The sequence below is a fragment of the Tissierellales bacterium genome (assembly GCA_025210965.1).
GTDB lineage: Bacteria > Bacillota > Clostridia > Tissierellales > JAOAQY01 > JAOAQY01.
In genome coordinates, this window is the sequence record JAOAQY010000197.1 from 33157 (window position 1) to 58663 (window position 25507).

Genomic DNA, 25507 nt, shown 5'->3' on the forward strand with positions numbered 1-25507 from the left:
TTAATCAATATTTTTCATCAATCACTATTTATTTCCATAGTGCTTTCTATAAAATTCCTTTAATTCTGATTTCTTTACTTCATCTAATCCATGCCAGCGAATTCCCTGTATAGCACCTTCTAGAGCATATAATGTGTTTAGACATGCGCTTTGGTCAGCTTTTTTGATTCTCTCAAAGCTAGCTTTGCTGCCAAATACTACTAAGTCGGATGGATTGTCTATACCTGCTCTTTCTAATTTGCCCTCCAAAACTTTACCTATGTTTGGCATTTCGGATAATTTACCCATATATCTTCCCCCAGTTCGAATTATATTTCTGATATCTCTTCTAACACTATACCCTTTTTCGCAAATAATCTCAAATTTTACGTTCTATTTGTATCTATCTTTTTGTAGTAAATATTTCACTTCTCTGTGCTATAATATAGCCATCAAATATTTTAGGAGGTATTTATATGTTAGAACAATTTATAGAAAAATATAGAAACAAGGATTTGTATGATTTAAGCTGCTCTGAAACTATTGTTATGGCTGCATCTGATGCTTATTCTCTTGATCTGTCTGAAGATTTTTTCCATGCTATGGCTCCATTTAGTGGAGGAATGTATCAAGATGAAGCCTGCGGTGCTCTAACTGGCGGACTTGCAATTATAGGTGTGGTTTTTACTGAAAAACGTGCTCACGATTCTGAAATTTTAAAAGAGATAAATGCATATTTTTTCGAAAATTTTAAAAAGCGACTATCATGTACTCATTGTGAAAAATTAAAAGAGCTCCACCGCCGTGAAGATGTAGGATGTAATCCTGTAATCTTTGAAGCCGGTGAAGCTCTAGAAGAAACTATTAATAAATTTGCTACAAAAACTTATTGCAAAATCAATCCATCCAAGCTCCAAAACTAGAATCTGTTGCCATTCTCCAATCGCCTCTAGGTGATAGGGATACCGATCCTACTTTGGGTCCATCAGGTATGCAAGTTCTTTTAAACTGCTGAGTAAAAAATCTTCTATAGAAGTGATTAAGCCATTTATCTATTATTTCAGGCTTATAATCTTCTTGGAAGGTTTTCAGAGCCATAGCTCTTAATTTTTCTTTTCTAACTCCACCACGAACAGTATGATACAAAAAGAAATCATGTAGTATATAAGGCCCTACTGTATCTTCTGTCTTTTGCTTTATATTCCCTGTCTCATCTGGTGGCAATAATTCAGGGCTTATAGGTGTATCTAATATGTCTCTAAGCGCTCTTTCAAGTACTTTTTTAGATTCATTTTCTTCTAAGCGTTCTTCTAAAACCCATCTTACTACATATTGTATTAGAGTCTTAGGTACACTTACATTTACTGCATACATAGACATGTGATCTCCATTGTAAGTAGACCAGCCGAGTGCAACTTCTGATAAATCTCCTGTTCCTATTACCAGTCCTTTGACTTGATTTGAAACGTCCATTAGTATTTGAGTTCTCTCTCTTGCTTGACAATTCTCATATGTTATATCGTGAATTGATTCGTCATGATTTATATCATCAAAGTGCTGTCTAACAGATTTCTTTATATCTACTTCTCTATGTGTTATGCCAAGTGATTTCATCAAATCTATAGCATTGTCATATGTTCTATCTGTAGTTCCAAATCCAGGCATAGTTATGCCAACTATATCCGTAAGTGGTCTTTTTAGTTTTTTAAATGTTTCTACTACAACTAATAGCGCTAAAGTCGAATCAAGACCTCCAGATATACCTATGACCGCCTTAGGTGATCCTATGTGTTCAAGTCTCTTTGCAAGTGCACTTGATTGTATCTCGAATATTTCTCTGCATCTCTTAGCTCTATCTTGATTTTCTCCTGGTACAAATGGATTTTTATCATATGTTCTGTAGCTTTCTTTTAAATCTTCTATTTCCACTAATGGTTTTACTATCACTCGCTCTATGTCCAGTTCATAGTTTATGCTACAATCTGCAAACGTTTTAGAACTCATTCTTTCAAAGTTTAATTGTTCGACATCTACATCTGCTATAGTTAAAAAGCTCTCTCTTTTAAATCGCTCTCCTATCGCTAACGACCTGCCATTTTCAAATATGAGGGTGTCCCCACCAAATACTACATCATTAGTTGCTTCATCAACGCCAGATGATGAGTAAATATAGGCACATTGTAATCTCGCACTTTGATTTTTTACCAAATCTCTTCTGTATTCGCTTTTGGCAACTAATTCATTACTTGCCGATAGATTGACTATTATATTTGCTCCATTTAATGCCAATATGCTAGATGGTGGTATAGGTGCCCACAAGTCTTCACATATTTCTGCTCCAATTATAGCTTTAGTCTGCGAATCTTCCAGTAAGAATCTACCAAATGGTATATTCTGCCCTCTGTATTCTACAAATACAGTCTTCTCTAGTACCTTGTCTCCAGATGTAAACCATCTTTTTTCGTAAAATTCCTTATTGTTTGGAATGTATTGTTTAGGTGCAAGACCTAAGTACTTGCCATTTTGAATTGCAAGTGCACAATTATACAATCTATTCTTATACAGATACGGAATCCCTATATATACTATTCCGTTGTATCCTTTTGTCTCTTCACTAATTAGCTCAACTGCATGATCTACACGCTTTAATAATTGTTCTTGGAAGAATAGATCTGCACATGTGTATCCTGTAATGTTTAACTCTGGAAGCACTAGTAGTTGTACTTTTTGACTCTTAGCTTTTTTTATAAGTTCTATGCTATTTTGTGCATTTGCAAGTGGATCTGCTATCTTTAATCTGTTTACACCTGCAGCAACACGTATTATTCCGTAGCTTTTCATAATTCTGCCTCCCATTATTTTTCTATTGTAATTATACATAAAAAATCTATTCTCCGCTAGAGGCGTGAAAAGTCTGTCAATCTATTTGCTATAAGAGCTAGGTCTCTCTCCTGTAACTCTCTTAAATACCCTGCTAAAATAATTAGGGTCCTTGTAGCCGACATCTATTGCCACTTCTTTTATAGATGTTCCATTCATGAGTCTTTCTTTCGCTTCTTGTATTCTAACTTCAGTTAAAAATTCTATAAAGTTTTTTCCAGTCTCTTGTTTAAATAATTTCGAAAAATAGTGAGGGCTTATCGCAAATTTTTGTGCTATTTTCTCAAGTGTGATATCACTTCCATAATTATTTCGGATGTATTGCTTTGAAGACAATATTATTCTGTCATTTATAGACAAAATATCTTTTCTATACCTTTCTATTTCTCTGTAGAATGATTGTTTTATGAGTTCCATATCTTCGTCTTTTTTTATTAAGTCTATGGGTTCATCAAAATATACATTCTTTTTATAAGCATAGAATCTATCTCGAAGTATCACTAGTAATTCAAATAATTCAAATCTCCATCTTTCTTCAAAGTAGGTGTCTATTTGTGTTTTTACACTCTCTTCTTCTATGAAGTCTCCTCTCTGAATTTTTTTCACTAGTGACAATTTCTCATTCAATTTTTCATTTACTTCTGATTCTATAACTATACTCTCATGAACTATTGTGATTTCTTTATCTGTTTTTCTAAGGATTTTTCTAGCCTCTATGAGTGTTTCCTTAAGTTCACTATAGTGATCTCCAAATCCAACACCTATTTTTACATTGTATCCAGCTCTTTTAAGCCTCTTGTATGCTGTTTCTGCACTTTTAAGAGCTAAATTTTGTAAGTCAATTTCGTCAGCTTCATTTTCTGCTAATATCAAATATACACAATCATTATATAGCGAAACTAAATTTTGGTCATTTCTTTTGTAAATAGACTTTACTTCGTTATATAGTTCTAGATAATCTGTTGACTCTTGACATTTTATAGCGAGAACACAAAAGTTTTTAAAATCTAACTCTAATAGCTCTATTTGGTGCTTCGCTGCTTCATCTTTTTCAAGTAAGTCTTCTAGTACTATGTGTGCCATTCTCTTTTCTATGAGATCCTTTGCTCCACCTAGTACTTCTCTCATCTTCAAGCTTTCATTTTTTTCATTTTGCCTTTGATCTACCAGTTTTTTTGCCTCTTCTAATTTATCTACTATAATCTGTTTTCTAACTGGTTTTAGCAGATAGTCGTTAATTCCTATAGCCACACTTTCTTTTGCATATTCAAAGTAATCGTGTGCTGTCAAAATATATATTATTATATCTGGGTTTATCGACTTTATTTCTCTAGCTGCATCAATTCCATCTATTCCCGGCATTTTTATGTCCAAAAATACTATGTCTGGCATATATTTTCTAGTAAGTTCTATCGCTTCTCTTCCGTTTTTAGCCTTTCCTACTAGATCTATATCCTCCGTGTATTTCTCTATTATTACCCGTATGCCTTCTCTCTCTAAAGGTTCATCATCTGCTATAAGTAGTTTATACATAACCCTCTCCCCTTACCTTTGGTATAATCATTTTTACAACTGCTCCCTGTTCATGATTTTCCATTATAAATTGACTTTTTTCCTTAAAATATAAATTCAAACGCTGTCTTACATTATCTACCCCAATACCAGTGGTGTGCCCCTTAGATGTACTCTTTTTTTCACCACTAAGTACGCTTTTGTCTATACCTTTGCCATTATCCCATACCTCTATGATGATTTTCTCATTAAATTCTTTTATAGTCAATCGGATTTCTCCTTTTTCTTCGCTCCCTTCAAGTCCATGTTTAAAAGCATTTTCTATTACCGGCTGTAGACTCAGCGCTGGCAATGTGTATGGCAATAAATTTTCATCTATGTCCTCTATATATTCAAGTCTATCGCTAAATCTTGCCTTTTGTATATTTACATATTCTCTAATATTGTATATCTCATCTTGTAATGTTACATGTGCATCTATTCTTCTTAGATTGTATCTGAGTAAATCAGAAAGGGATTCTATAAGTTCACAGGTTCTATCTGCACCTTCTATTAGTGCTAATTTGTCTATCACATTTAATGTGTTAAACAAAAAGTGAGGATTTATTTGAGCTTGAAGAGCTTTAAATTGAGCCTCTTTCTCTAAATCAGCCTTTCTCTGTATCTCATGCATAAGCCTCCTTGTATTTATAACCATTTTGTTAAAAGCTCCCGCTAGTATGCTTATTTCCTCATCTGGTGTTCCCTTTAGCTCTACGAGATCGAAATATCCTTTTGATATTCTCTTCGATGCCTCAGTCAGTTCGTGAATATTCTTTGTGATTTCTTTTGAAAATTCATATGCATATACCGATGCGCCCAAAACCATTATCACAAAAAGTATAGTGAATATCCACCACATAAGATTATTGTAATTTTCCATTTGCTCATAGTTGCTAAATCCTTTTTCGGATATACCATCATATGTTTCTTGTATAAGGGCTTTCATGTATCCATATATTCTCTGAGCATCGTTGTAGTTTTCTATATACCTTTCATCATTACTTGATAGTGCTATGGTATATGTTTTTTCACAATAGCCTTGATAGCTAACCATAAGCTGTCTCAAGTCTTTCATTCTATAGTAATTTTCTTCACTTATATTTCCATTCTCAAATACTACCATTTCAGCACCAGCATCGTACATGTGTGAGTAATATCTGTCAATATATACAGTCGAACGTGTCAGAAGTAACCTATCTATACTCTCCATGCTATTGTCTATCTCTTGACTAATATTGTTTAAATCTACTAAATCTCCCATTAGCTCATTGTAGCTCTGAGCTAGCGTATAATTTGAATAGAGCAGATTTCCAATAAGCCATGCTAAAATCATTATAAGTAGCATATAACTTATAATAACCTTTTCTCTTATCGTTAGAGGCCTAGTCATCTTCATCATGTATGCCCCCTTCAAAATAACTTACATCTATAAATATAGCATCATTTACCAATTCATCTTTTTTCATATCGTGCATTGTCTCAACTGCTTTTTCGCCCATAATAACTGGACTTCTCATAACTGCACCCTGAATTACTCCTTTTTCCACAAATCTCTGTGTTTCCTCTAGTTCTCCTATACCTACAATTTTTATTTGACCAACTTTGTTTAGCCTTACAATAACTTGCCCGGCTACATAAGTTGCATAAGGATCAGTGCATATTATTCCTTTCAGCTCTGGATTTCTTTGCACTATATCTTCTATTATCTTGTACGTATTTACTCTATTCATATCTATATATGCTGTTTCAATTACGTTTACGTATTTCCTCTCATTTGTCATTTCCTTTATCGCAGAAAGTATAAAACTACTCTCCTCACTATTCATAACTATTGCCAAATCTCCATAGTAGTTTATATGATCTATCATTTTTCGAGTCATCAGTTTACCCACATAATAGTCATTGATACCTATGTATCCACTCCTATTGCTCTTTAGCACATCTTCACCTAAACAAATCCATGGTATGTTTAGTTCTATACTTTTATTTATAAGATTCTCACTCTCTTCACTATTGAGTCCATAAGCCATTATTCCATCTGGATTTGACTCTATAGCTCTATCCATCATTTGATAAATATTTTCTTTTTCAAAGTAATCTTGTTTTAGTACTGACAATGTGATATTGTTTGCCCTTGCATATTCCCTAGCACCCTTCTCTACATCTTGCCAAAAAGAATCTTTTTCTTTAAGTATTAGTATGAAGTGATAATCTCCAGTTTGAATATATTCTTTTTGTTCCTGAGATGTATAAAATCTTGGCTGCATGGCAAATGTTATTATCGTAAGTATAGCCATGATTCCCATTAATACAACTATTCTTCGTTTCATAGTATCCCTCTTTTAAGTTTATTTCTAAATCAGTATTTTATTTTATTATACCCATCTCAGTGCTTTTTTCTGCCATTTTTTTCTATATAATCCTAATAATCAAAAATAGCAAAAGCCCTCTACTGCAATTGCACGTAGAGAGCCTTCTTGAGGAAAGGTTACTTTGCTTTATTTTTTGAATTGATATCGACAAATACTGCCACTATCAAGATCAAACCTTTTACTATAAGCTGCCAATAAGACTCTGTATTTAATATACTCATACCATTGTCTATAGTAGCCATTACAAGTGCTCCTAGTATAGCACCCATTATAGTTCCTTCTCCACCTAATAGTGAAGTTCCACCGATTACGCACGATGCAACCGCGTCTAATTCGAAACTATTACCAGCATCTGTTGTTGCAGTTCCAAGTCTTGCTGTAAGAAGTATACCTGCAAGCGAGGCCATCACTCCTGAAATAACAAATATCTGAAGTGTTCTTCTCTTGATGTTTACACCAGAAAGTTTAGCCGCTTCTTTGTTTCCTCCAATTGCAAATACCTGTCTACCAAATCTGGTTTTCTTAGTAACAAAACTAAGTAATAACCCTAATATCAATACTATGAATATAGGCATTGGAATACCTTTGTATGAGTTCATTAAGAATACAAATCCCATTATACTTACTACATAAATTACACTATATGCTATTTCTCCAACCATTGGTCTTACTTTAAAACCAAAATCTTGACGTTCTTTTCTCTTCTTAAATATCATCATAACTACAACAACACTTGCTGCGATACCTATTACAAGGCCTACTGTTGTTGGTAAATAAGCTGTTCCTAAAAATCTATAAGTATCACTGCTAACTGGTATCGATTGACCCTTAGATAGCCCCATTATAGCCCCTCTATAAGCAAGCATTCCACCTAGCGATGCAATAAATGCAGGTACACCCTTGTTTACCCAAGTTCCCGTGAACACACCACATAGTGCTCCAAGTGCTATAGTAAGTAGTATTGCAATTATAGGATTCATATTGAATTGGTACATGAGTATTGCACTAACTCCCCCTGTCAATCCAACCAATGATCCAAGTGATAAGTCGATATGAAGATCAACTAATATCATGAACATACCCATTGCGAGTACTGCTGTTACAGCCATTTGTCTAACTAAATTTGACATATTTCTAGCACTCAGAAATGTTCCTGAGCTATCCAAGAATGTGAATAGTATTAGTATTCCCACCAAGGCAATCATCATAGTATATTTTCTTACATCTATATTTTTTAGATTAGTTTTCACTTTCTACACGTCTCCTTCCTGTTGCGAAATACATAACATCTTCTTGAGTAGCTTCTCCATAATAAAGCTCTCCTCTAAACTGTCCTTCATGCATGACAAGTATCCTATCTGACATACCTAGTATTTCCGGCAATTCAGATGAAATCATCACAACTGCTACGCCTCGCTCTACCAATTGATTCATTATATTGTAGATTTCGTATTTTGCACCAACATCGATTCCTCTAGTAGGTTCATCTAATATGAGCACCTTTGGATCCGTCATTAGCCATTTACCTAAAACAACTTTTTGCTGATTACCACCAGAAAGGTTTTTAAGTTTCTGCTCTATTGTTGGTGTTTTAGTCTTCAATTCTTCTACATATCTATTTGTATGGTAGATTTCCTTGCTATCATTTATTACACCATTGTTCATGCATTTGTATAGCGCAGGAAGTGTAGTATTTATAGTTATACTCTGATCTAGTATAAGTCCATTTCCCTTTCTATCCTCTGTTACTAATGCTAGTCCTTTTTCGATAGCATCCTTTGGAGATTTTATTTTGATTTGTTCACCATCTAGGTATATCTCTCCAGTACTATATGCAGGATAAGCTCCAAATATCCCCATTACTAGTTCTGTTCTACCAGCCCCAACTAGTCCTGAAATGCCAAGTATCTCACCTTTCTTCACTTCAAAACTTACGTTGTCAACTAGTATTCTTCCAGAATTCGATGGATCTTTTACAGTAAAGTTTTTGACCTCTAATACTGTCTCTTCTCCCTTGTGAACTATCTTTGGATATCTTTCATCTAATTCTCTACCAACCATTTTTTGAATAATTGCATCTTCATCTAATTCGTCAATATTGTGAGTTGATATGGTTTGACCATCTCTAAGTATAGTAACTGTATCTGCTATAGCAAATATTTCTTCTAACTTGTGAGTTATTATTATAAATGAAATTCCTTTTTCTCTCAGCTCTCCAATGATTCTAAATAATGTCTCTACCTCTGAATCTGTAAGTGCTGCTGTAGGTTCGTCTAATATTAGTAGCTCAACATCTTTTGAAAGTGCTTTAGCTATTTCCACTAATTGTTGTCGGCCAACCCCTAGTGAACCTACTTTCGTATCTGGAGATAAATCCAAACCTAACTTATCTAATAATTGCTTTGCCATATAATTTAATCTGTCATCGTCTATAGTGGTCTTTCCAAATTTCAGTGGTTCGTTCGCCAAAAATATATTCTCTGCCACTGTCATTTGCGGTACTAGTGCTAATTCTTGATACACTATTGCTACCTTTTTTTCTTCTGAATCTTTGATGTGTCTAAACTGCTGAACTTCGCCATTTAAAACTATGTCGCCATCATAAGTTCCATATGGATAAACTCCGCTTAGAACTTTCATAAGTGTAGATTTTCCAGCTCCATTTTCGCCACATAGAGCGTGTACTTCGCCTCTAGATACTTCAAAATTAACGTGATCTAGTGCTTTTACACCAGGAAATTCTTTGGTGATGTTTCGCATTTCTAAAATATAATCACTCATCTTTTCCCCTCCATTAATATCACATAGCCCCTATTCTTTATGTCATTCAGGAAAAACCATAGCCTCATCTCTATGTCCTTTCCTCAATTTCTTAAAAAAGATTGGAAGCTATTTTTCTCAAAATAGCATCCAATCCACATTGAGGGGAGGGGGACTCCCCCGCATTTAATTTAATAATTCTATTTCTTTTCTGGTCTTTCGCTCTCTGGTACGTTTTTGTAGATTTCTTCATATGGATGGTATCCATCTTTTACGATAGTATCCATGATATTTTCTTTATCTACAACAACTGGCTCTAAAAGTACAGATGGAACATCAATCTTTCCATTGTTAACCGCTGAGTTAGTTTCAACGTCTTCTTTTTTAGCTAATTGAATAGCTACACTAAGTGCTTTTTCAGCTAATTTAGGAATTGGCTTGTAAACTGTCATGCTTTGCTGTCCTTCTGCAATTCTTTGAAGTGCACCGACTTGAGCATCTTGTCCAGTTACAGGTACTTTACCCGCTAATTGCTGCTCTGCTAATGCTGATATAGCTCCACCAGCTGTTCCATCATTTGCACAAATAACTGCATCTACTTTGTTGCTATTTGCTGTAAGTGCATTTTCCATGTGTTTTTGAGCTTCTGATGGTTGCCAGTCTTTTGACATTTGATCATAAACTAAATTGATTTTCCCTTCATCAATCATTGGTTGCAATATGTTCATAGCACCTTTTTTAAATAAGTGAGCGTTGTTATCTGTTGGAGCTCCACCTATATAAACAAAGTTTCCTGAATCCACTATGCCTGTTATATACTTAGCTTGCAATTCCCCTACTTTTTCGTTATCAAATGAAACGTAAACGTCTACATCTGAGTTTTTAATAAGTCTATCGTATGATAATACTGGAATACCTTCTGCATGAGCATTATCAACGATTGAAGCTGCTACCTCTGCATTATGAGGTGCTACCATAAGAACATCAACGCCTTGAGCAATTAAGTTCTCTGCCTGTGACAATTGCTTATTGTCATCTCCATTAGCTGCTTGAATCTTAATCTCTACACCCCACTCTTTAGCTAATGCCATAAGTGTGTCTCTGTCTTTTTGCCATCTCTCTTCTTTAAGTGTGTCCATAGAGAATCCTACGACGATAGTGTCCTTTTCTGCTGGTGTAGATGCTGTTTGTTCTTCCTTCTTTTCACCACAACCTGCTAACATACCTACTGTCATAATTGCTGCACAAGATAATACTAAAAATTTCTTCATTTTGTTAAATTTCATGATTCATCCTCCCTCATTATCGTACAAACTTTTAGGAAATGGTTTTCCTCTTGCACATAGTATATCAAATCATTTACATAAAATATTATCTTACTCATGCATTATATTACCCATTTTGAACAAAAAAAAATCAACTAGCATTATTTTGTCATGACAACAAAATAATAGTTGATTTTTTCCTTGCTTTATTTTACAAATATCTTTAAAGCTTCACTCTGCGCTAATCTATAAACCTCTATAACGCTTAATCTATGAGCTTTTGCTATTTTTTTACAATCTTCATACTCTGGGACTACTTTCAATATTTCCTCATCTAAAATTCCGATTTTAACTTTAATTTGTCCGTATTTTGTATCTATTTTTTCAAACTTTCTATCTAGTATAGTCCTATTTACATCATAATACCGAACTCCAAATGTAGTAGTTCCTCTAAGTATTTTTTCACTTGCGATTTTTAAATCTTCATTTTTAACCAATACGCTCAGTTTATTTGCTGGTCTATTTTTTTTCATCATAATAGGTGTAGTGTATACATCTAATGCACCTAATTCAAATAATTCTCCCATCAATGTATCGTAAAATTCAGGATTCATATCATCAATATTTGTCTCTATTATAGTTAGTATCTCACTTGTTTTTTTTTACCTATACTCATTCTGAGTAAATTCGATATTTCTAAATCTTTTGTTCCAAGTCCATATCCCACTCGCTCGATACTCATCTCTGGTCTATCATCAAATTTTTGTACCAATGTTTTCGCTATAGCTGCTCCTGTTGGTGTTACTAGTTCACTTCGAATTCCAGTTGAATATACTGGCATTCCTTTAAGTATTTCTAGTGTTGCAGGTGCAGGTACTGGTATTTTACCATGTGCGCATTTGACAAATCCTGTTCCTGTATGAATTGGCGTAGCTATAATTTCATCTATATCCAGTAAATCAATGCATATAGCCGCACCTATAATATCTACTATAGAATCCACCGCTCCAACCTCGTGAAAATGAACTTCATTAAGCGGTTTATCATGTATTTTAGCCTCTGCTTTTGCTACATGTAAAAACATCTCTTTGCTAAGTTTTTTTACTCGCTCTGATAGTTCTGCTTTTTCTATAATTGCATTTATCGCTTCCAAATTTCTATGCTCGTGATGATGATCTCCATGAGAATGATCATGGCTGTGTCCGTGTTCATGATTGTGTGTATGGTCATGATCATGTGTGTGTTCGTGATTGTGTGTATGGTCATGATCGTGTGTATGGTCGTGATCGCGTGTATGGCCGTGACTGTGTTCATGTGCATGGTCGTGGTCATGACTGTGTCCATGTGTATGGTCGTGGTCATGACTGTGCTCGTGTGCACCATCACAGTCTAGTATCACATCAAATTTAGTTCCTGTAATTCCATTTTTTTGATCTTTTCGAATCTCTATTTTGTATCCATCTATATTAATTTTTGATAGTTCTTGTAAAAAGAGTTTTTGGTCTACTCCCAAATCCAAAAAAGCTCCTATAGTCATATCTCCACTGATTCCTGATAAACATTCTATATAAAGTGTATTAGGCATCTTCCATTCCCCTCTCATAAGCTTGTTCTAGTTGTCTATTCATAGTGCTTGCTAAGTATCCTGCTCCAAAACCATTGTCTATATTTACAACACTGATTCCACTCGCACAGCTATTTAACATAGCAAGTAGTGCGGCTAATCCACCAAAGTTTGCACCATATCCTATACTCGTTGGAACTGCTATTACAGGCACATCTACCAGTCCACCTACAACACTTGCCAGTGCACCTTCCATACCTGCTACTGCTATCACTACACTTGCTTCAGCGAGCATCTCTCTATTTGAAAGTAACCTGTGAATTCCCGCTACACCTACATCGTATAGTCTTTCAACACTATTTCCTAGAATTTCAGCTGTAAGAGCAGCTTCTTCTGCTACTGCTATATCTGAAGTTCCACCTGTCGCTATTAGTATTTTGTGTCTTGTGGTTTGAATTTCAGTTTTTCTTATAATTATGAGCTTAGATTGCTTGTGATACTCTGCTAGGTCTGTTATCTTTGAAACTGCTTCAAATACGTCTTCACTAGCTCTAGTTGCCAATATATTACAGTCTCTCAAAAGCATTCTTTCAACTATACCAACTATGTGCTCTATTGCCTTTCCTTCACAAAATATTACTTCTGGATATCCGTTTCGTAAACTTCTATGATGATCTATTTTGGCATATCCTATATCTTCAAAAGGCAAATCCTTTAATTTTCCCATAGCTGATTCTACATTTACTTGTCCACTTTTCACAGCTTCTAATAATTCTTTAATCTGCTTTTCTTCCATACTAATTCCCCCCACTAGTCTCTATGGATTCATTCATACTTCCCATTCTATATCCTTGTAAATCCAATGATACATAGGTAAATCCAAATGACTTAAATTTTAGAGCAACTTCATCCATGTATTTTTGATCAAAAAATCTTTTTCGATCTTCTGGCAAGACTTCAATTCTAGCCAAATTACCATGACATCTCACTCTATATTGCTTAAATCCTTCTTTATATAAATAATTTTCTGCCATTTCAACAGCTCTAAGCCCCTCATTTGTTATTGTTTCTCCATAGGGAAATCTAGTTGCAAGACAGGCAAATGCAGGTTTATCCCAAGTAGGAAGATTTAGCTGTTTAGATAATTCTCTAATTTCTTGTTTTGTTAAATTCGCTTCTTTAAGAGGACTTCTGACCCCTAATTCCTTTATAGCTTTAAGCCCTGGTCTATAATCTCCCATATCGTCCATATTAGATCCATCTGCTACATATGCTATATTCTGCGATTCTGCCACTTTTTTTATCATAGAAAATATAAGTTTTTTACAATGATAGCAGCGATCTTCTGGATTTTCTTTGAATACATTCTGCTCCAATACATTTTCCCTGATTATAATTCTTCTAATTCCTATTTGTTTAGCTAATTCATTAGCTTCTTCCATTTCACTTTCAGAGTGAAGTGGGGCAATCATAGTAATTGCGATTGCTCGTTCTTCGAGAACATCCTTTGCTACTTTTGCCAAAAAATTCGAGTCAACTCCACCAGAATAAGCTACTGCAATCTCGCCCATTTCTCTCAAAATCATTTTTAGCTTTTCATATTTTTCCTGGATATTCACGCAAAAACCTCTTTCTATATATTGTATTTTGGGAAATCTCTCCCCTTTTATTTGTATCAAATTTTCAAATTTTTAGCAAGAAAAAAATAGAAGTGAATCACTTCTATCATATCTCCATACTTCGATTGTTAATTTCTCCACTATTCGGCCCTTTTATAACTATATTTCTGACCTTCTCTAAATCATAGACAACACCTGTATCTATAACTCGTACAACTGGTCTAAGCGCCAAAAATCTATTCAGTCTCTCAACTATGGCCTTTTCTCCCGTGCTCAATTGGACAAGTGTTCCAACTGGATACGGTATTATTCTCTTGAAAAAAAGCTTACAAAGCTCTTTGTCAAATTGTATCCCTGCATTTGACATTATATATTCAAGTGCAAATCCAGGTGAATCAGCCTTTTTGTACACTCGGTCTGATGTAAGTGCATCATAGACATCACAAATAGCCACAGCTTTTGCATATCTATGTATTTGATCACCTTCGAGTTTTCTAGGATATCCAGTTCCATCAAGCCTCTCATGATGCTGGTGAACTATGATTTTTGACAAACCACAGAGCATAATGTTTTTCTTCAAGTAATCATACCCTAATTGCGAATGACTTCTAATCTGTTCAAATTCTTCATCAGTCAATCGTCCTGGCTTCATCAAAACTTCCATAGGTATAAACGTCTTTCCTATATCGTGCAATAGCGCACCTACCGCTAAATCATTCAATTGATATTTGTTCAGTCCCATCTCTATTCCAAGCGCAACAGATAATACACATACATTTACCGAATGCTGATAAGTATAGCTGTCCATACTCTTTATATCTACTATATTTATAGAAACGTCTCTATTACTTAGAACCTCATCTACTAAATCTTTACCTATATGGTCTACCTTTTCGGCAAATTCATTTCGAAGCTTTGCCATCAACTTTTTGTTTACTTTTATTCCACTATTTATGTACTTGACATATTTTTCAAAACTGTCAAAACTTTCTCTTATAACATTAATCGCCTTTTGTCTGATTTCTGGTCGAACGACGTCTTCCAAATCGTTATTAAACTCATCCTGGACATATAGTGACAAATATCCATGATCCCTAATTCGCTTTATAATAACAGCATTTAAAACTGCCCCAGCATGTAGCATAGCTTTCCCCTGAGCATTGTACAATGTTCTTCCCAAGCAATCTCCTGGCTTGACCGAATTTATAGGTTTTATTCTCATCTTTACCACCTACTTCTTTAGGATATTAATTCTCCTAACACCATTCATCCCTAATATACAATAAAAGAACCACTTAATAAGTAGTTCTTTAATATTATATCATATTTTAATCTTTTTGAACATATCCAGTAAATAAACTAAACTCCCTTTGTTCCTCTGATTTTTTCTCTCTATGACTTTCCATGAATTTCTCTATTTCCTGGTAAAAGTCTTCTAGATCTTCAAGAGTCACATATATGTTTTCCTGACTAATCATAGCTTTTCCTGACTCCCCTTTTACCTTATTTTTTTTCCTTATTTCGTACATATCGTAAAAATCCTGTTTAAAACTATCAATTACTGTCATAACAACTCTCAAACGAGAATCTAGATTTTTGACGTTGACTTGATCTTCATCTTTATATTTGATTTCAAATCTCTCAGCTGTCAATTTATAATATTTGGCAATTATACCGTTAATAGTCTCGGTATGGTCCAATTCTAATAAATCTATACTCAAAAGTTTCTTCACATGGTAATGTACTTTTGCCGGCACTTCTCCCATATTATCTGCAATTTCTTTAACTGTCGAAGGTCTATTCATCCTCGAAAATGTAGATATAATTTTCATGCGATATGGATCTGAAACAATTTTTATTTCTTCATCTGTTTCTATTTGACGGACTCCGCCCATGTTAATCACCTCGCACCCATTATACATCATTTTTTATATTGTTACAATTTACTAGGCAGATTGTTTTATCTCATCTTCTTTAAATTCTTTTTTGATGGTAGGATTTACTATAAATAGCACTGCGCCTAATGTGCTCATAAGTCCCATTATCATAAATAGAGTCGACACTGAAAAATATTCACCTAGCGCACCCACTAAAAATCCGCCAATTGGAACTGTACTTAAGTTTATAAGATTTAGTATAGACATCACTCGTCCCATCTTGTCTGGATCTGTTGTTTTCATAAGATACCCTGACAATGGCGCTTGTATAAATGGTATACATAGACCAAATAGCAAGCAATCACCTATTGCAAAATAAAGCGCTATATTTGGTGAAAACTCAACAAAATTTGGAATTGCAAGTGCTGCATAAGCTAAGCCTACAAAAAATATTCCAAGCCCAATAGTTTGAACTATCTTTAATTTTGAACCTAGTTTTGCTACTAATATACCTCCAAGCAACATTCCAAACATAAGCCCCATACCAGTAAGACTTAATCCTGCTGCGCCAGATTTTAATACTTCATCTACGTATACTGGTCTAAGCACATTAAATGGTACAAATGCAAAATTTATAAATGCAGCTGCCATGACAAAATACATGAGCACTTTTCTCCCCTTGACATAAATAGCTCCTTCTTTCATCAATTGCTTGGTCTTATTAAAATCCAATTTCACATCTTTATTTATTTTTTCATTTAATTTTATTATAGAAACCAATAATCCAGATGCAAAAAACGTTGCAGCATCTACCCATATAGCTCCTGATATATCAATAAACGATATTATCATTCCAGCCGCACCTAATCCACCAAGTGTCCCTATTGTCTGAATTGTAGAGCTCATCCCCCTAGCAGAAACTATGTCTTCCTTGTCAACTAAGAGTGGAAACAATGCACCCCTTGAAGGTTCTGAAAACGATTCAAACGTCGAATTTAAAAGTGTAAATACTATCAAATGCCAAACTTCTAGTACTTGAAAATAGTAAGCTAGACCCAAACAGACTGCTAATATTCCTCTTCCAAAATCACCTAAAACAACTGTTTTTTTCTTAGGAAATACATCCGCCACTACTCCACCTATAGGTGTCATTATCAAATTTGGGACATAGCTAAGTGCAAATAGTGTTCCCATCAATAATTTCGATCCAGTAAGCACATATACTAGCCAGCTTATCGCAATACTATCTATTGCATCACCAAATCTGCTTATCAGTGTCGCTCCTAAAACCTTTTTGAAATTCCAATTTTTCTTTAACCCTATTCTCCCTGACATAAACAACCCCCATTAAATTATTTTTATCGTTATAAATATTTTAACGTTAGGGTATAAGTTTGTCAAGTGATATTTTTCATTTCCGTAACAAATTATGGTGTTTCTGCTTATTTTTTATTTCGATACGTTTACGTATTTGAGTATTTCAGCTGGAGTCTCAATTCTTGTATATGATTCATCTTGCATATCTCCAGCTCCCCAACCAGCTAATAAAAAATCTACACCTGCAGCTTTAGCACATTTAGCATCTGTGTGGGTATCTCCGATATATACAGATTCTTCTTTTCTTATTCCTGTTGCTCTAAAAAATAGCTCAAGTGGCTCCGGGTGTGGCTTATGATGATCTGTATCATCTGCACATATTATTGCTTCAAAATAGTTATCAGGCCATGCTCTGTCAAAATCAGCTACCAATTCATCATGCACTCTCGATGTAACCACTCCTAGCAATACATTATTCTCTCTAAGGCTTTCTATGGTTTCTGACATACCATCAAATGGAATAAGTTCATCTAAATGATTTATAAGTATCGCATTGAAGTCATTAGTTGCTTCGTCCATATCTTCAAAACCTAAGGCTATAAATGAATCTTCTCCAGTCATAGTCATAGTGAATTTTAAATCTTCGATCTCATAGTGTTTGTTTTTCTTCGTTTTCATAAGTTCTTGATATGTTCTAAGTATCACGGACTCTGTGTCTATAAGTGTTCCATCAACATCAAATATAATGCATTTGTACATTTATTTCTCCCCTTTGCTAAAAGAAAGAGATGATTTAACATCTCTTTCTTTACTTACTTTTTGTATTAATAATTTGTTTTAAATATCACTTCTAATTTAGTATCTCTGATTTTTATGCCAGTTCCAAGCTGTTTGTATCATTTTCTCTACATTTTCATATTTAGGTTTCCATCCCAATTCATTTCTTGCTTTATCTGAGGAAGCAATAAGTGTCGCTGGATCTCCAGCTCTTCTCGGCGCAAGCTCTGCTGGTATCGGATGACCTGTAACTTTTCTAGCAGCTTCTATCATTTCTTTTACGCTAAAACCTTCTCCGCTACCTAGATTGTAGACATCGCTCTTTCCTCCATCTCTAAGCTTACCAAGTGCTAATTTGTGAGCTTTTACCAAATCCATTACATGAATATAGTCTCTAACACAACTGCCATCTCTAGTTTCATAATCATCGCCAAAAATATATATTTTCTCTCTCTTTCCAAGTGGAACTTGTAGTATAAGTGGTATGAGATGTGTTTCAGGACTGTGACTTTCTCCTATTTCTCCACTAGCATCTGCACCAGCAACATTGAAATATCTGAGTGCAATATATCTTATATCATGTGCTATTTCAAGTCGTTTAAACATTTTTTCCATTGCAAGTTTTGTCTCTCCATACGTATTTGTAGGTTCTGTTTGGTCAGTCTCCTTTATCGGAATGTTTTTTGGCTCTCCATAAACCGCCGCCGTAGATGAGAATACTATTTTTTTTACATTGTGATTTACCATAGCTCTCAATAGGCACATTGTACCATAGACATTGTTTTCATAGTAGTCTATAGGTTCTTTTACACTTTGTGGCACTATAGAATAAGCAGCAAAGTGAATTACAGATTCTATATCATTTTCCGAAAATATCTTATCTAGAAATTTTTCATCTCTAAGATCTCCTTTGCAAAATTTAACTCCCTCCGGAATTGATTCTACATGTCCATTTACTAAATTATCTATTACAATTACATCTTCGTCACTATTATTTAGCAATCTAACCATATGACTGCCTATATATCCTGCTCCACCACATACTAAAATCATAAATTCGCCTCCTAGTCATTTACTATTTATACTTATATAGTACATGTTTGACGTTAAAATATGATTAAACTACGATGAATTTTGAAATAAAATTTTTCCGTATTTTATGATTTAGAGCAAAAAAAAGGAACTCGCCGCACAAGGTCGTTGGTTCCTATTTGTTTTCTAATCCTATAACTTAGCTATTTGATTTGATTTCAATAGAATCTTGCAAAGTAAATAATATAAAAATTCTATATTTCTTTCTTTTTCATCTGGATATAAATCTGCATTCATATTTACTACTACTGCTAATGCATCTCCTAATCTAGTATCTTCCATCAAAATATGATCATCTAGACCTGCATGTATGTTTTTAAATAAAACATCTGCCAATCTTTTTTGTACTTTTTTAAAGAAATCCCTATGGTTTTTGAAGTCTTTTTCTCTGGTAACTACCTTGCCCATACCTTTTCTCTTCTCAATTTCCCCATAATATACTTCGACAAATTTCTTAATATTTTCTCGAGCTGAATACTTCGGACTCAAGTTTTGACTAACTTTAAGAATCGTATCTTCCCAGCTACTTTCAAGAACACTTAAAAATAATTCTTTTTTGTTTGGATAGTAGTTGTAAAGGGTTCCGACGCCGATTCCTGCTTTTTGAGCAATTGACTTCATGTCTACCCCTCTATAACCTTCTGTTCCAAATAGCTCAAAAGCAGCATTAAAGATTTTTTGTTCAATATTTTTTATAATCTTTGGCATACTAGCACTCCTTTTATGTTTTTTCTCGCTGTTTAGCGATCACAAATTCATAATAACAAAGATAAAACGCGATGTCAATCCATTTCATTATATTTTAAAATTATTTTACTCTTTATTAACACTTTTTAACATTTGAATGTAAAATAGTTTTGTTGTAAACTAATAGCATAACTTGTAAATTTCATCCATACGATGACTTTGAAAGGAGCTTTTTTATGAATTCATCCGACAAAAGACAAATGATTTTAAGTGGAAATATGAACAAAGTTCTACTTACATTAGCCGCCCCAATAATGCTAAATAACCTCATACAAACTATATACAATTTGACAGATACTTGGTTCGTAGGTCAAATAGATGAGATATATGTAGGAGCTATAACACTTGTATGGCCTGTAATATTTTTTGTAATGGCTCTAGGGCTCGGTATAGCAGCTGGAGGTTCTACTCTAATTTCTCAATATATAGGATCTGAAGATTATGATAAAGCAACTAAAATATCTGGTCAAATGATATTTTTTTCAATTGTTTTTTCTATTATATTTGGTATTCTTGGATATTTATTAGCCCCAACTTTAGTTAGTTTATTTGGAGCTGAAGACAAGATTTATCATGCTTCAACTACGTTTTTGAAAATAATATTAGCTGGTATGCCCACTATGTTTTTGATGTTTTCATATAACTCTATACGACAGGGGTTTGGCGATACCTTTAAGCCCATGATTATAGGAGGGCTTTCCGTTGGGCTAAATATACTGCTTGACCCTATTTTTATATTTGTATTTAATCTTGGAATTGCAGGGGCTGCATATGCAACAGTTCTTGCAAGAGGTATATTTGCTATATATGCTATTTCAACTCTTTTCAAATCAACATCAGAACATAAGCTTCACATAAATGATTTGAGACCCGATAGGATTTTATTAAAAGAAATACTAAGAATTGGATTGCCATCTTCTATAGGTCAATCTACTGCGGCACTTGGTTTCTCAGTACTTAATTTCTTCATAATATCATATGGTGATAGTACTATAACAGCTTTTGGTATAGGAAATAGAATAAATTCACTAGTGCTAATGCCTGCGATGGGAATTGGCAATGCTTTAATTCCTATAATCGGTCAGAATCTAGGAGCCGACAATCTACCTAGAGCAAAGGAAGCCATAAAGCAAAGTGCTATTCTCTCTACTGTTTTTTTAGTAATTGGTGGATGTACAATCTTTTTATTGTCAGAGAGTATAGTTAGGCAATTCGCAGAAAGTCAGCACATTGTTGATCTTTCCACAAATTATTTGCATTGGATATCTGCCGGACTTCCTTTGATGGGTTTTTTCCAAATTCTAATAGGAGTATTTCAAGGTTCTGGTCATACAAAATCAGCAATGATTATAACTATGGGCAGATTGTGGCTAGTTAGAATTCCTCTTATAATATTATTTAAGACATTTACTGCTTGGGAATCAAATGGAGTTTGGTACGCTATGGTTTTAAGCAATGCGATAATTTGCATCGTTGGTTTTTCTATATTTAAAACTGGCAGATGGCAGAAAAAAATAATTTAATCCACTACTAGGTCAAAGCCATAGTGGCTCTACGCTTTCAAATTGCAAAAAAGTTTCTGCAATGCTTTGCTCTGATAATTTTCAATAAAAAATATGCCTAGCGTTTTAAGTTACCCCTCAAAATTTTTATTTTGGAGATAATTTAAATAGCAACTAGGCATATTTTTACACTTTTAATTTTTATTGATACGTTCTTCTTTTTTCTTCCTATCTTTTTCAATTTCTTTTTTTCTATCATTTATGTTTTTAAGCTCTTTTAATGATTCTGCTTCGACTTTAGTTTGCTTCATCTCGACTTCTTCTGCCTTCTCTATCTTCGATTCGTCAAAATATCTACCGACCTTTGCTTCTGCTCTATAAATTTTAGCGCTATGCTTCATACCATGTCCTAGTGCCATTTTTTTAGCAGCACTTTGATATGCTCCCATATTTTGAATCATATCTTCCATTTCTATTTCAGAAACCTCCTCTTTTGAATCGGCTTTTTCAATCTGTCTTTCGCGAGCTTTTTTCTTTATCTTTTCTTCTTCTTGTTTTATCTTCTGACGGTGCTGCTCTTCCATTCGCAAATCCAACAATTTTATCTGACTTTTCAAATTTTTAATGAGTTCTTGCTTTATTTCAGTTGGCGAGTCACCTTCTTGTATCTTTGTAATCCGCTCCTCTAATTTTTGTTTTAGTGCCATCAAGCTTTCCTGTGGACTTTTTTTGAATATCTCTCTTCCAAATTTGTGATTACTAAACTTTTTGTCTAGATTAAATTTAGTAACTGGTTTACTATTTGCACTTGCTAAATGAAATTTTATCTCCGCCATAGAATTCTCCCCCTAGTCTTATTGCATCTCCCTCATGACTTGAAGGATGACGCTATCTGTAATTCTCATTCCTTTATCAGATACTATTCCTAGATTTCTTATAGTTTCTTCTACTGTTTCTCCGACTATCCCATTGTGCATAGGTACTATACTTCCCTCTAGTGCGAGTAAGGCTGATTGAACTGCTGCCGAAGCAGATGTAGCCAACTTCAACGCACATCCAACTTTTGCTCCATCGCAAACCATACCGCTAGTATTCGCTAGCATATTGTTTATTACTCCATCAATTTGATCATAACTAGCTCCCATAAGCCATGCTAATGCCGCACCAGCTCCTGTACCTGCCGCTACTCCACAACCACAAATAGCCGATAATCTTCCTATATAATTTTTTATATAGCTATTTATAAGATGACTTATGGCAAGTGATTTCGCCATACGCTCATCGTCTACCTCTATTTTTTTAGAATACGCTACTAATGGCAATATCGCTGTAAGCCCATTGTTCCCGCTTCCATTTGAACTCATAACAGGAAGTGTTGTACCTGACATTCTAGCATCAGATGCTGCTGCAGTAAGTACCATAGCTATATTGTGTAAATCGTCGCTCAATATACCTTTTTCTATATTTGCCTGAAGTCCATAGCCAACACCCATACCTAATTTACTCTCTAAACCCTTTTTGGCAATACGCTCATTCATCTCAAATCCATCTAGCATAAATTCTAAATCATTACCGTTCATACTCTCTACTACTTGAATTATCTCACGAATTGGCAATGTATACAACAAGTTTTTTGAACTATTAGTAGTAGAATTTTCTACTCTATCATCAACTAAAGCTTTTCCGTCAACATCTATATATGTAAAATTATTGTGCTTACCCTGTATTATAACTTTAGAGCTACCTCCGTTAGTTTTGTAAACTACTTCTATATATATTTTTTCATCAGTATCCGCTATATCTAAACTCAATTTACCTGATTTCAAAAGTGCTTTAGCACTATCAACTTCACGGTCTTCTATTTCACTAAGTACTTCTAGATTTTTCTCACTATCTCCTGCTATTATCCCCAAAGCCGCTGCTATAAATAAACCGACTTCTTCTGTATGTGGTATTCCTACCGCTAATCCATTCTTGTATATATTTGGACTAACCTTAACTGATATATCTTCTATTACTCCGTATTTTAGCTCTTTTGCCTTTGCACACGCTAGCGCTACCGCTACTGGCTCAGTACATCCCATTGCTGGAACAACTTCTCTCTTTAGTGTCTCTAATATCATATCGCTTCTATTCATAATGGCACCTCCGCATATATTTGTTTTTATATACTTGCAAATAGCGTGCCATTTAACAAATCGCTCAAATAAGCCATCCGTACAAAAAAAGTCTCAAAACGAGACTTTTTCCGACCTTTTTCGTCTCAATATGAGATTATTTCTATCATTTCTTCTTCTTTTTGCTCTTTTTTCGTCTCAATATGAGACTCTTCGTTTTCGATCATTTTATATTTTTTTAATTTTCTATAAAGTGTCGCCCTACTGATTCCCAATGCTTTTGCAGCTTCTTCTACTTTTTTAGGACAATTAGCATATATATTCATAGTTTTTTCTATAGCACTTTTCTCTAATTCATCAAGTGTCTGTGGTACATATACTTCCTCTTGACTATCTACTCCTCTAAATTTACTCGGCAAATCCTCTATATCTATTTTATCTTTTTTGCACATATTTATAGCATATTCTAGTACATTCTCAAGTTCTCTTACATTTCCTTCCCATGCATGTTTTTTCAAACTCATTTTAGCTCTATCGCTTATTTTAGTTATTTGTTTATCTAGTTTATCATTGAATTTTTTCAATCCAAAATCTATGAGTTCATCTAAATCATCAGGTCTCATCCTAAGTGGTGGTATTTTTATTGGTATTACATTCAATCTATAGTACAAATCACTTCTAAATGCACCTTCTGCTACCTGCTTTTCTAAATCTCTATTAGTTGCTGCTATTATTCTTATATCTATAGGGATACTAGACGTTCCTCCTATTTTTTCTATAGTCTTTTCTTGCAACACCCTTAGAAGTTTTGTCTGTAAGTGAAGAGGCATATCTCCGATTTCATCTAGAAATAATGTTCCCTTACGTGCTAATTCAAATTTTCCTGCCTTCCCGCTCTTTTTGGCACCTGTAAATGCACCCGATTCATATCCAAACAATTCACTTTCTAATAGTTGTTCTGGAATAGCTGCACAATTTATTGCTATAAATGGTCTCTGCGCTCTATGACTGTGAAAATGTATTGCTCTAGCAAATAGTTCTTTACCTGTACCGCTCTCTCCTTGTATAAGCACTGTAGAATTCGATTTGGCAGCTTGAATAGCCTTATCCTTTACCTTAGTCATACATGTGCTCTGGCCTTTTATATCATCAATTCTAGTAATTAATGTGCCTGTACTTATGTTGTTTACCATATTTAGCATATCTTTTGTATTCGTTATAGTCACCAATACTCCAAGTTTTTTCTCTTTCTGACAAATAGATTTTGCCTCGTAATATCCTCTAAAAACTTTATCACCATAATCATATTCAAAAGCTTTTTTCTCTGTATAATTTGTCTTCTTCACAATTTCTTCTATGTCTAAATCTTTAAAGAAAGATTTCATATTGCTACGTTCAGCAACAGCTTCATCTACATGCAATAATTTCACGAACTTATTGTTATAATGTAGTACCTTTCCCTCATAATCAAATGCTATTATACCGTCCTCTACAGAGTTCAACACAGCTTCTAGCTCTTTCAGCAATATTTTGTTGACTTCTGATTGTTTCAATTCTAAGTATTTTGATGAAATCAAATCAGCCATTTTTTTCAAAAAATACATCAAGTTTCTCTGGTTATAGCAAATTCTTTCTTTTTGATTCTCATCAAAAGCAATTAGCCCTATTACACCTATAGCTTCATTTTCTATCAATATAGGACAGCACACCTCTGCAAATTCAGTACAATGTCCGCGCTTTTCACACTCATCACATACAAAGTTTTTTCCTGGGTCCTCTATTATGTATGCCTTTGCTTTTTTTAGTGCATATCCAAAAGCACTCTTTATTCCAACTGACTCTCCTATTTTTTCTTTGTACCTTCCTGTTCCAGCTATACGCTCTAGATTATGATCTATTATTGTTACATCTACTTTTATAACACTTGATATCGCCTCGGATATGTTTTGTACATCTTCATAAAGTTCCTTTAGTTGCATGTGAATCCCCCCAACACAGCTAAATTAGCTAATTTTAATTTGATCTACACAGGTTGTTTTGTACCCTATTTTTTCTAATCTATTCTCATCAAAAAAGTACTTTATA

The 25507-nt window shown here is 34.3% G+C and carries 23 protein-coding genes; 2 read left to right on the top strand and 21 right to left on the bottom strand.

The genetic code is table 11. From position 1 onward, the window contains the following. Positions 1–24: 24 nt before the first annotated feature. Positions 25–288: a TfoX/Sxy family protein gene (locus N4A40_14370; GenBank protein ID MCT4663039.1), complete on the bottom strand. Its 264-nt coding sequence runs from the start codon at positions 286–288 to the stop codon at positions 25–27. A 167-nt stretch (positions 289–455) separates the two neighbouring features. Between N4A40_14370 and N4A40_14375 the strand changes: the two genes are divergently transcribed. Then, positions 456–902 carry a C-GCAxxG-C-C family protein gene (locus N4A40_14375; GenBank protein ID MCT4663040.1) on the top strand — a complete coding sequence of 149 codons (447 nt, stop codon included), beginning with the start codon at positions 456–458 and terminating at the stop codon, positions 900–902. Here the strand turns inward: N4A40_14375 and N4A40_14380 are convergent. The 17 genes from N4A40_14380 to N4A40_14460 form a co-directional block, all read right to left on the bottom strand. Beyond that, a complete protein-coding gene (locus tag N4A40_14380; protein ID MCT4663041.1) occupies positions 877–2820 on the bottom strand; it encodes an NAD(+) synthase in 1944 nt (647 codons plus the stop codon). The genes N4A40_14375 and N4A40_14380 overlap by 26 nt on opposite strands. Positions 2821–2901: 81 nt before the next feature. Continuing rightward, the gene (locus N4A40_14385; protein MCT4663042.1) at positions 2902–4392 is read right to left on the bottom strand and encodes a response regulator; all 1491 of its coding nucleotides are present in this window, start codon (positions 4390–4392) and stop codon (positions 2902–2904) included. Continuing rightward, positions 4385–5809, bottom strand: coding sequence for a histidine kinase (locus N4A40_14390; protein MCT4663043.1), 1425 nt, complete (start codon positions 5807–5809; stop codon positions 4385–4387). The genes N4A40_14385 and N4A40_14390 overlap by 8 nt, the downstream gene beginning before the upstream one ends. Further along, complete coding sequence (locus N4A40_14395; protein ID MCT4663044.1) at positions 5796–6743, bottom strand: substrate-binding domain-containing protein; 948 nt, start codon at positions 6741–6743, stop codon at positions 5796–5798. The genes N4A40_14390 and N4A40_14395 overlap by 14 nt, the downstream gene beginning before the upstream one ends. A 158-nt stretch (positions 6744–6901) precedes the next feature. Next, a complete protein-coding gene (gene gguB, locus N4A40_14400; protein ID MCT4663045.1) occupies positions 6902–8035 on the bottom strand; it encodes a sugar ABC transporter permease in 1134 nt (377 codons plus the stop codon). Next, positions 8025–9566: a xylose ABC transporter ATP-binding protein gene (locus tag N4A40_14405; GenBank protein ID MCT4663046.1), complete on the bottom strand. Its 1542-nt coding sequence runs from the start codon at positions 9564–9566 to the stop codon at positions 8025–8027. Before N4A40_14405 ends, gguB begins: the two co-directional genes overlap by 11 nt. Positions 9567–9745: 179 nt before the next feature. Next, entirely contained in the window at positions 9746–10831 is a 1086-nt protein-coding gene (xylF, locus tag N4A40_14410) for a D-xylose ABC transporter substrate-binding protein (GenBank protein ID MCT4663047.1), read from the bottom strand. Between the two features lie 185 nt (positions 10832–11016). Then, a complete protein-coding gene (locus N4A40_14415; GenBank protein ID MCT4663048.1) occupies positions 11017–11424 on the bottom strand; it encodes a LarC family nickel insertion protein in 408 nt (135 codons plus the stop codon). Between the two features lie 26 nt (positions 11425–11450). Beyond that, positions 11451–12395, bottom strand: a complete 945-nt coding sequence (locus N4A40_14420; GenBank protein MCT4663049.1) for a LarC family nickel insertion protein — start codon at positions 12393–12395, stop codon at positions 11451–11453. Beyond that, positions 12388–13170 carry a nickel pincer cofactor biosynthesis protein LarB gene (larB, locus tag N4A40_14425; protein MCT4663050.1) on the bottom strand — a complete coding sequence of 261 codons (783 nt, stop codon included), beginning with the start codon at positions 13168–13170 and terminating at the stop codon, positions 12388–12390. Before larB ends, N4A40_14420 begins: the two co-directional genes overlap by 8 nt. 1 nt (position 13171) lies before the next feature. Continuing rightward, the gene (larE, locus tag N4A40_14430; GenBank protein MCT4663051.1) at positions 13172–13993 is read right to left on the bottom strand and encodes an ATP-dependent sacrificial sulfur transferase LarE; all 822 of its coding nucleotides are present in this window, start codon (positions 13991–13993) and stop codon (positions 13172–13174) included. Positions 13994–14099: 106 nt separating this feature from the next. Then, on the bottom strand, positions 14100–15215 hold the full coding sequence (locus tag N4A40_14435; protein ID MCT4663052.1) for an HD-GYP domain-containing protein: 1116 nt from the start codon (positions 15213–15215) through the stop codon (positions 14100–14102). 106 nt (positions 15216–15321) lie between these two features. After that, a complete protein-coding gene (locus N4A40_14440) occupies positions 15322–15888 on the bottom strand; it encodes a helix-turn-helix domain-containing protein (GenBank protein ID MCT4663053.1) in 567 nt (188 codons plus the stop codon). Between the two features lie 51 nt (positions 15889–15939). After that, complete coding sequence (locus N4A40_14445) at positions 15940–17205, bottom strand: MFS transporter (GenBank protein ID MCT4663054.1); 1266 nt, start codon at positions 17203–17205, stop codon at positions 15940–15942. Between the two features lie 114 nt (positions 17206–17319). After that, a complete protein-coding gene (locus N4A40_14450; protein ID MCT4663055.1) occupies positions 17320–17946 on the bottom strand; it encodes an HAD family hydrolase in 627 nt (208 codons plus the stop codon). Positions 17947–18042: 96 nt separating this feature from the next. After that, a complete protein-coding gene (gene galE / locus N4A40_14455; protein ID MCT4663056.1) occupies positions 18043–19017 on the bottom strand; it encodes a UDP-glucose 4-epimerase GalE in 975 nt (324 codons plus the stop codon). Between the two features lie 171 nt (positions 19018–19188). Beyond that, entirely contained in the window at positions 19189–19764 is a 576-nt protein-coding gene (locus tag N4A40_14460) for a TetR/AcrR family transcriptional regulator (GenBank protein MCT4663057.1), read from the bottom strand. A 215-nt stretch (positions 19765–19979) separates the two neighbouring features. Here N4A40_14460 and N4A40_14465 point away from each other — a divergent pair, with 215 nt between their 5' ends. Beyond that, positions 19980–21326, top strand: coding sequence for an MATE family efflux transporter (locus tag N4A40_14465; protein MCT4663058.1), 1347 nt, complete (start codon positions 19980–19982; stop codon positions 21324–21326). 173 nt (positions 21327–21499) lie between these two features. On the opposite strand, the gene N4A40_14470 is transcribed toward N4A40_14465, so the two are convergent. From N4A40_14470 to N4A40_14480, 3 genes are all read right to left on the bottom strand, one after another. Beyond that, entirely contained in the window at positions 21500–22141 is a 642-nt protein-coding gene (locus N4A40_14470; GenBank protein ID MCT4663059.1) for a hypothetical protein, read from the bottom strand. Between the two features lie 18 nt (positions 22142–22159). Beyond that, positions 22160–23443: an L-serine ammonia-lyase, iron-sulfur-dependent, subunit alpha gene (locus tag N4A40_14475; protein MCT4663060.1), complete on the bottom strand. Its 1284-nt coding sequence runs from the start codon at positions 23441–23443 to the stop codon at positions 22160–22162. Between the two features lie 125 nt (positions 23444–23568). Next, a complete protein-coding gene (locus N4A40_14480; GenBank protein MCT4663061.1) occupies positions 23569–25401 on the bottom strand; it encodes a sigma 54-interacting transcriptional regulator in 1833 nt (610 codons plus the stop codon). Positions 25402–25507 lie beyond the last annotated feature (106 nt).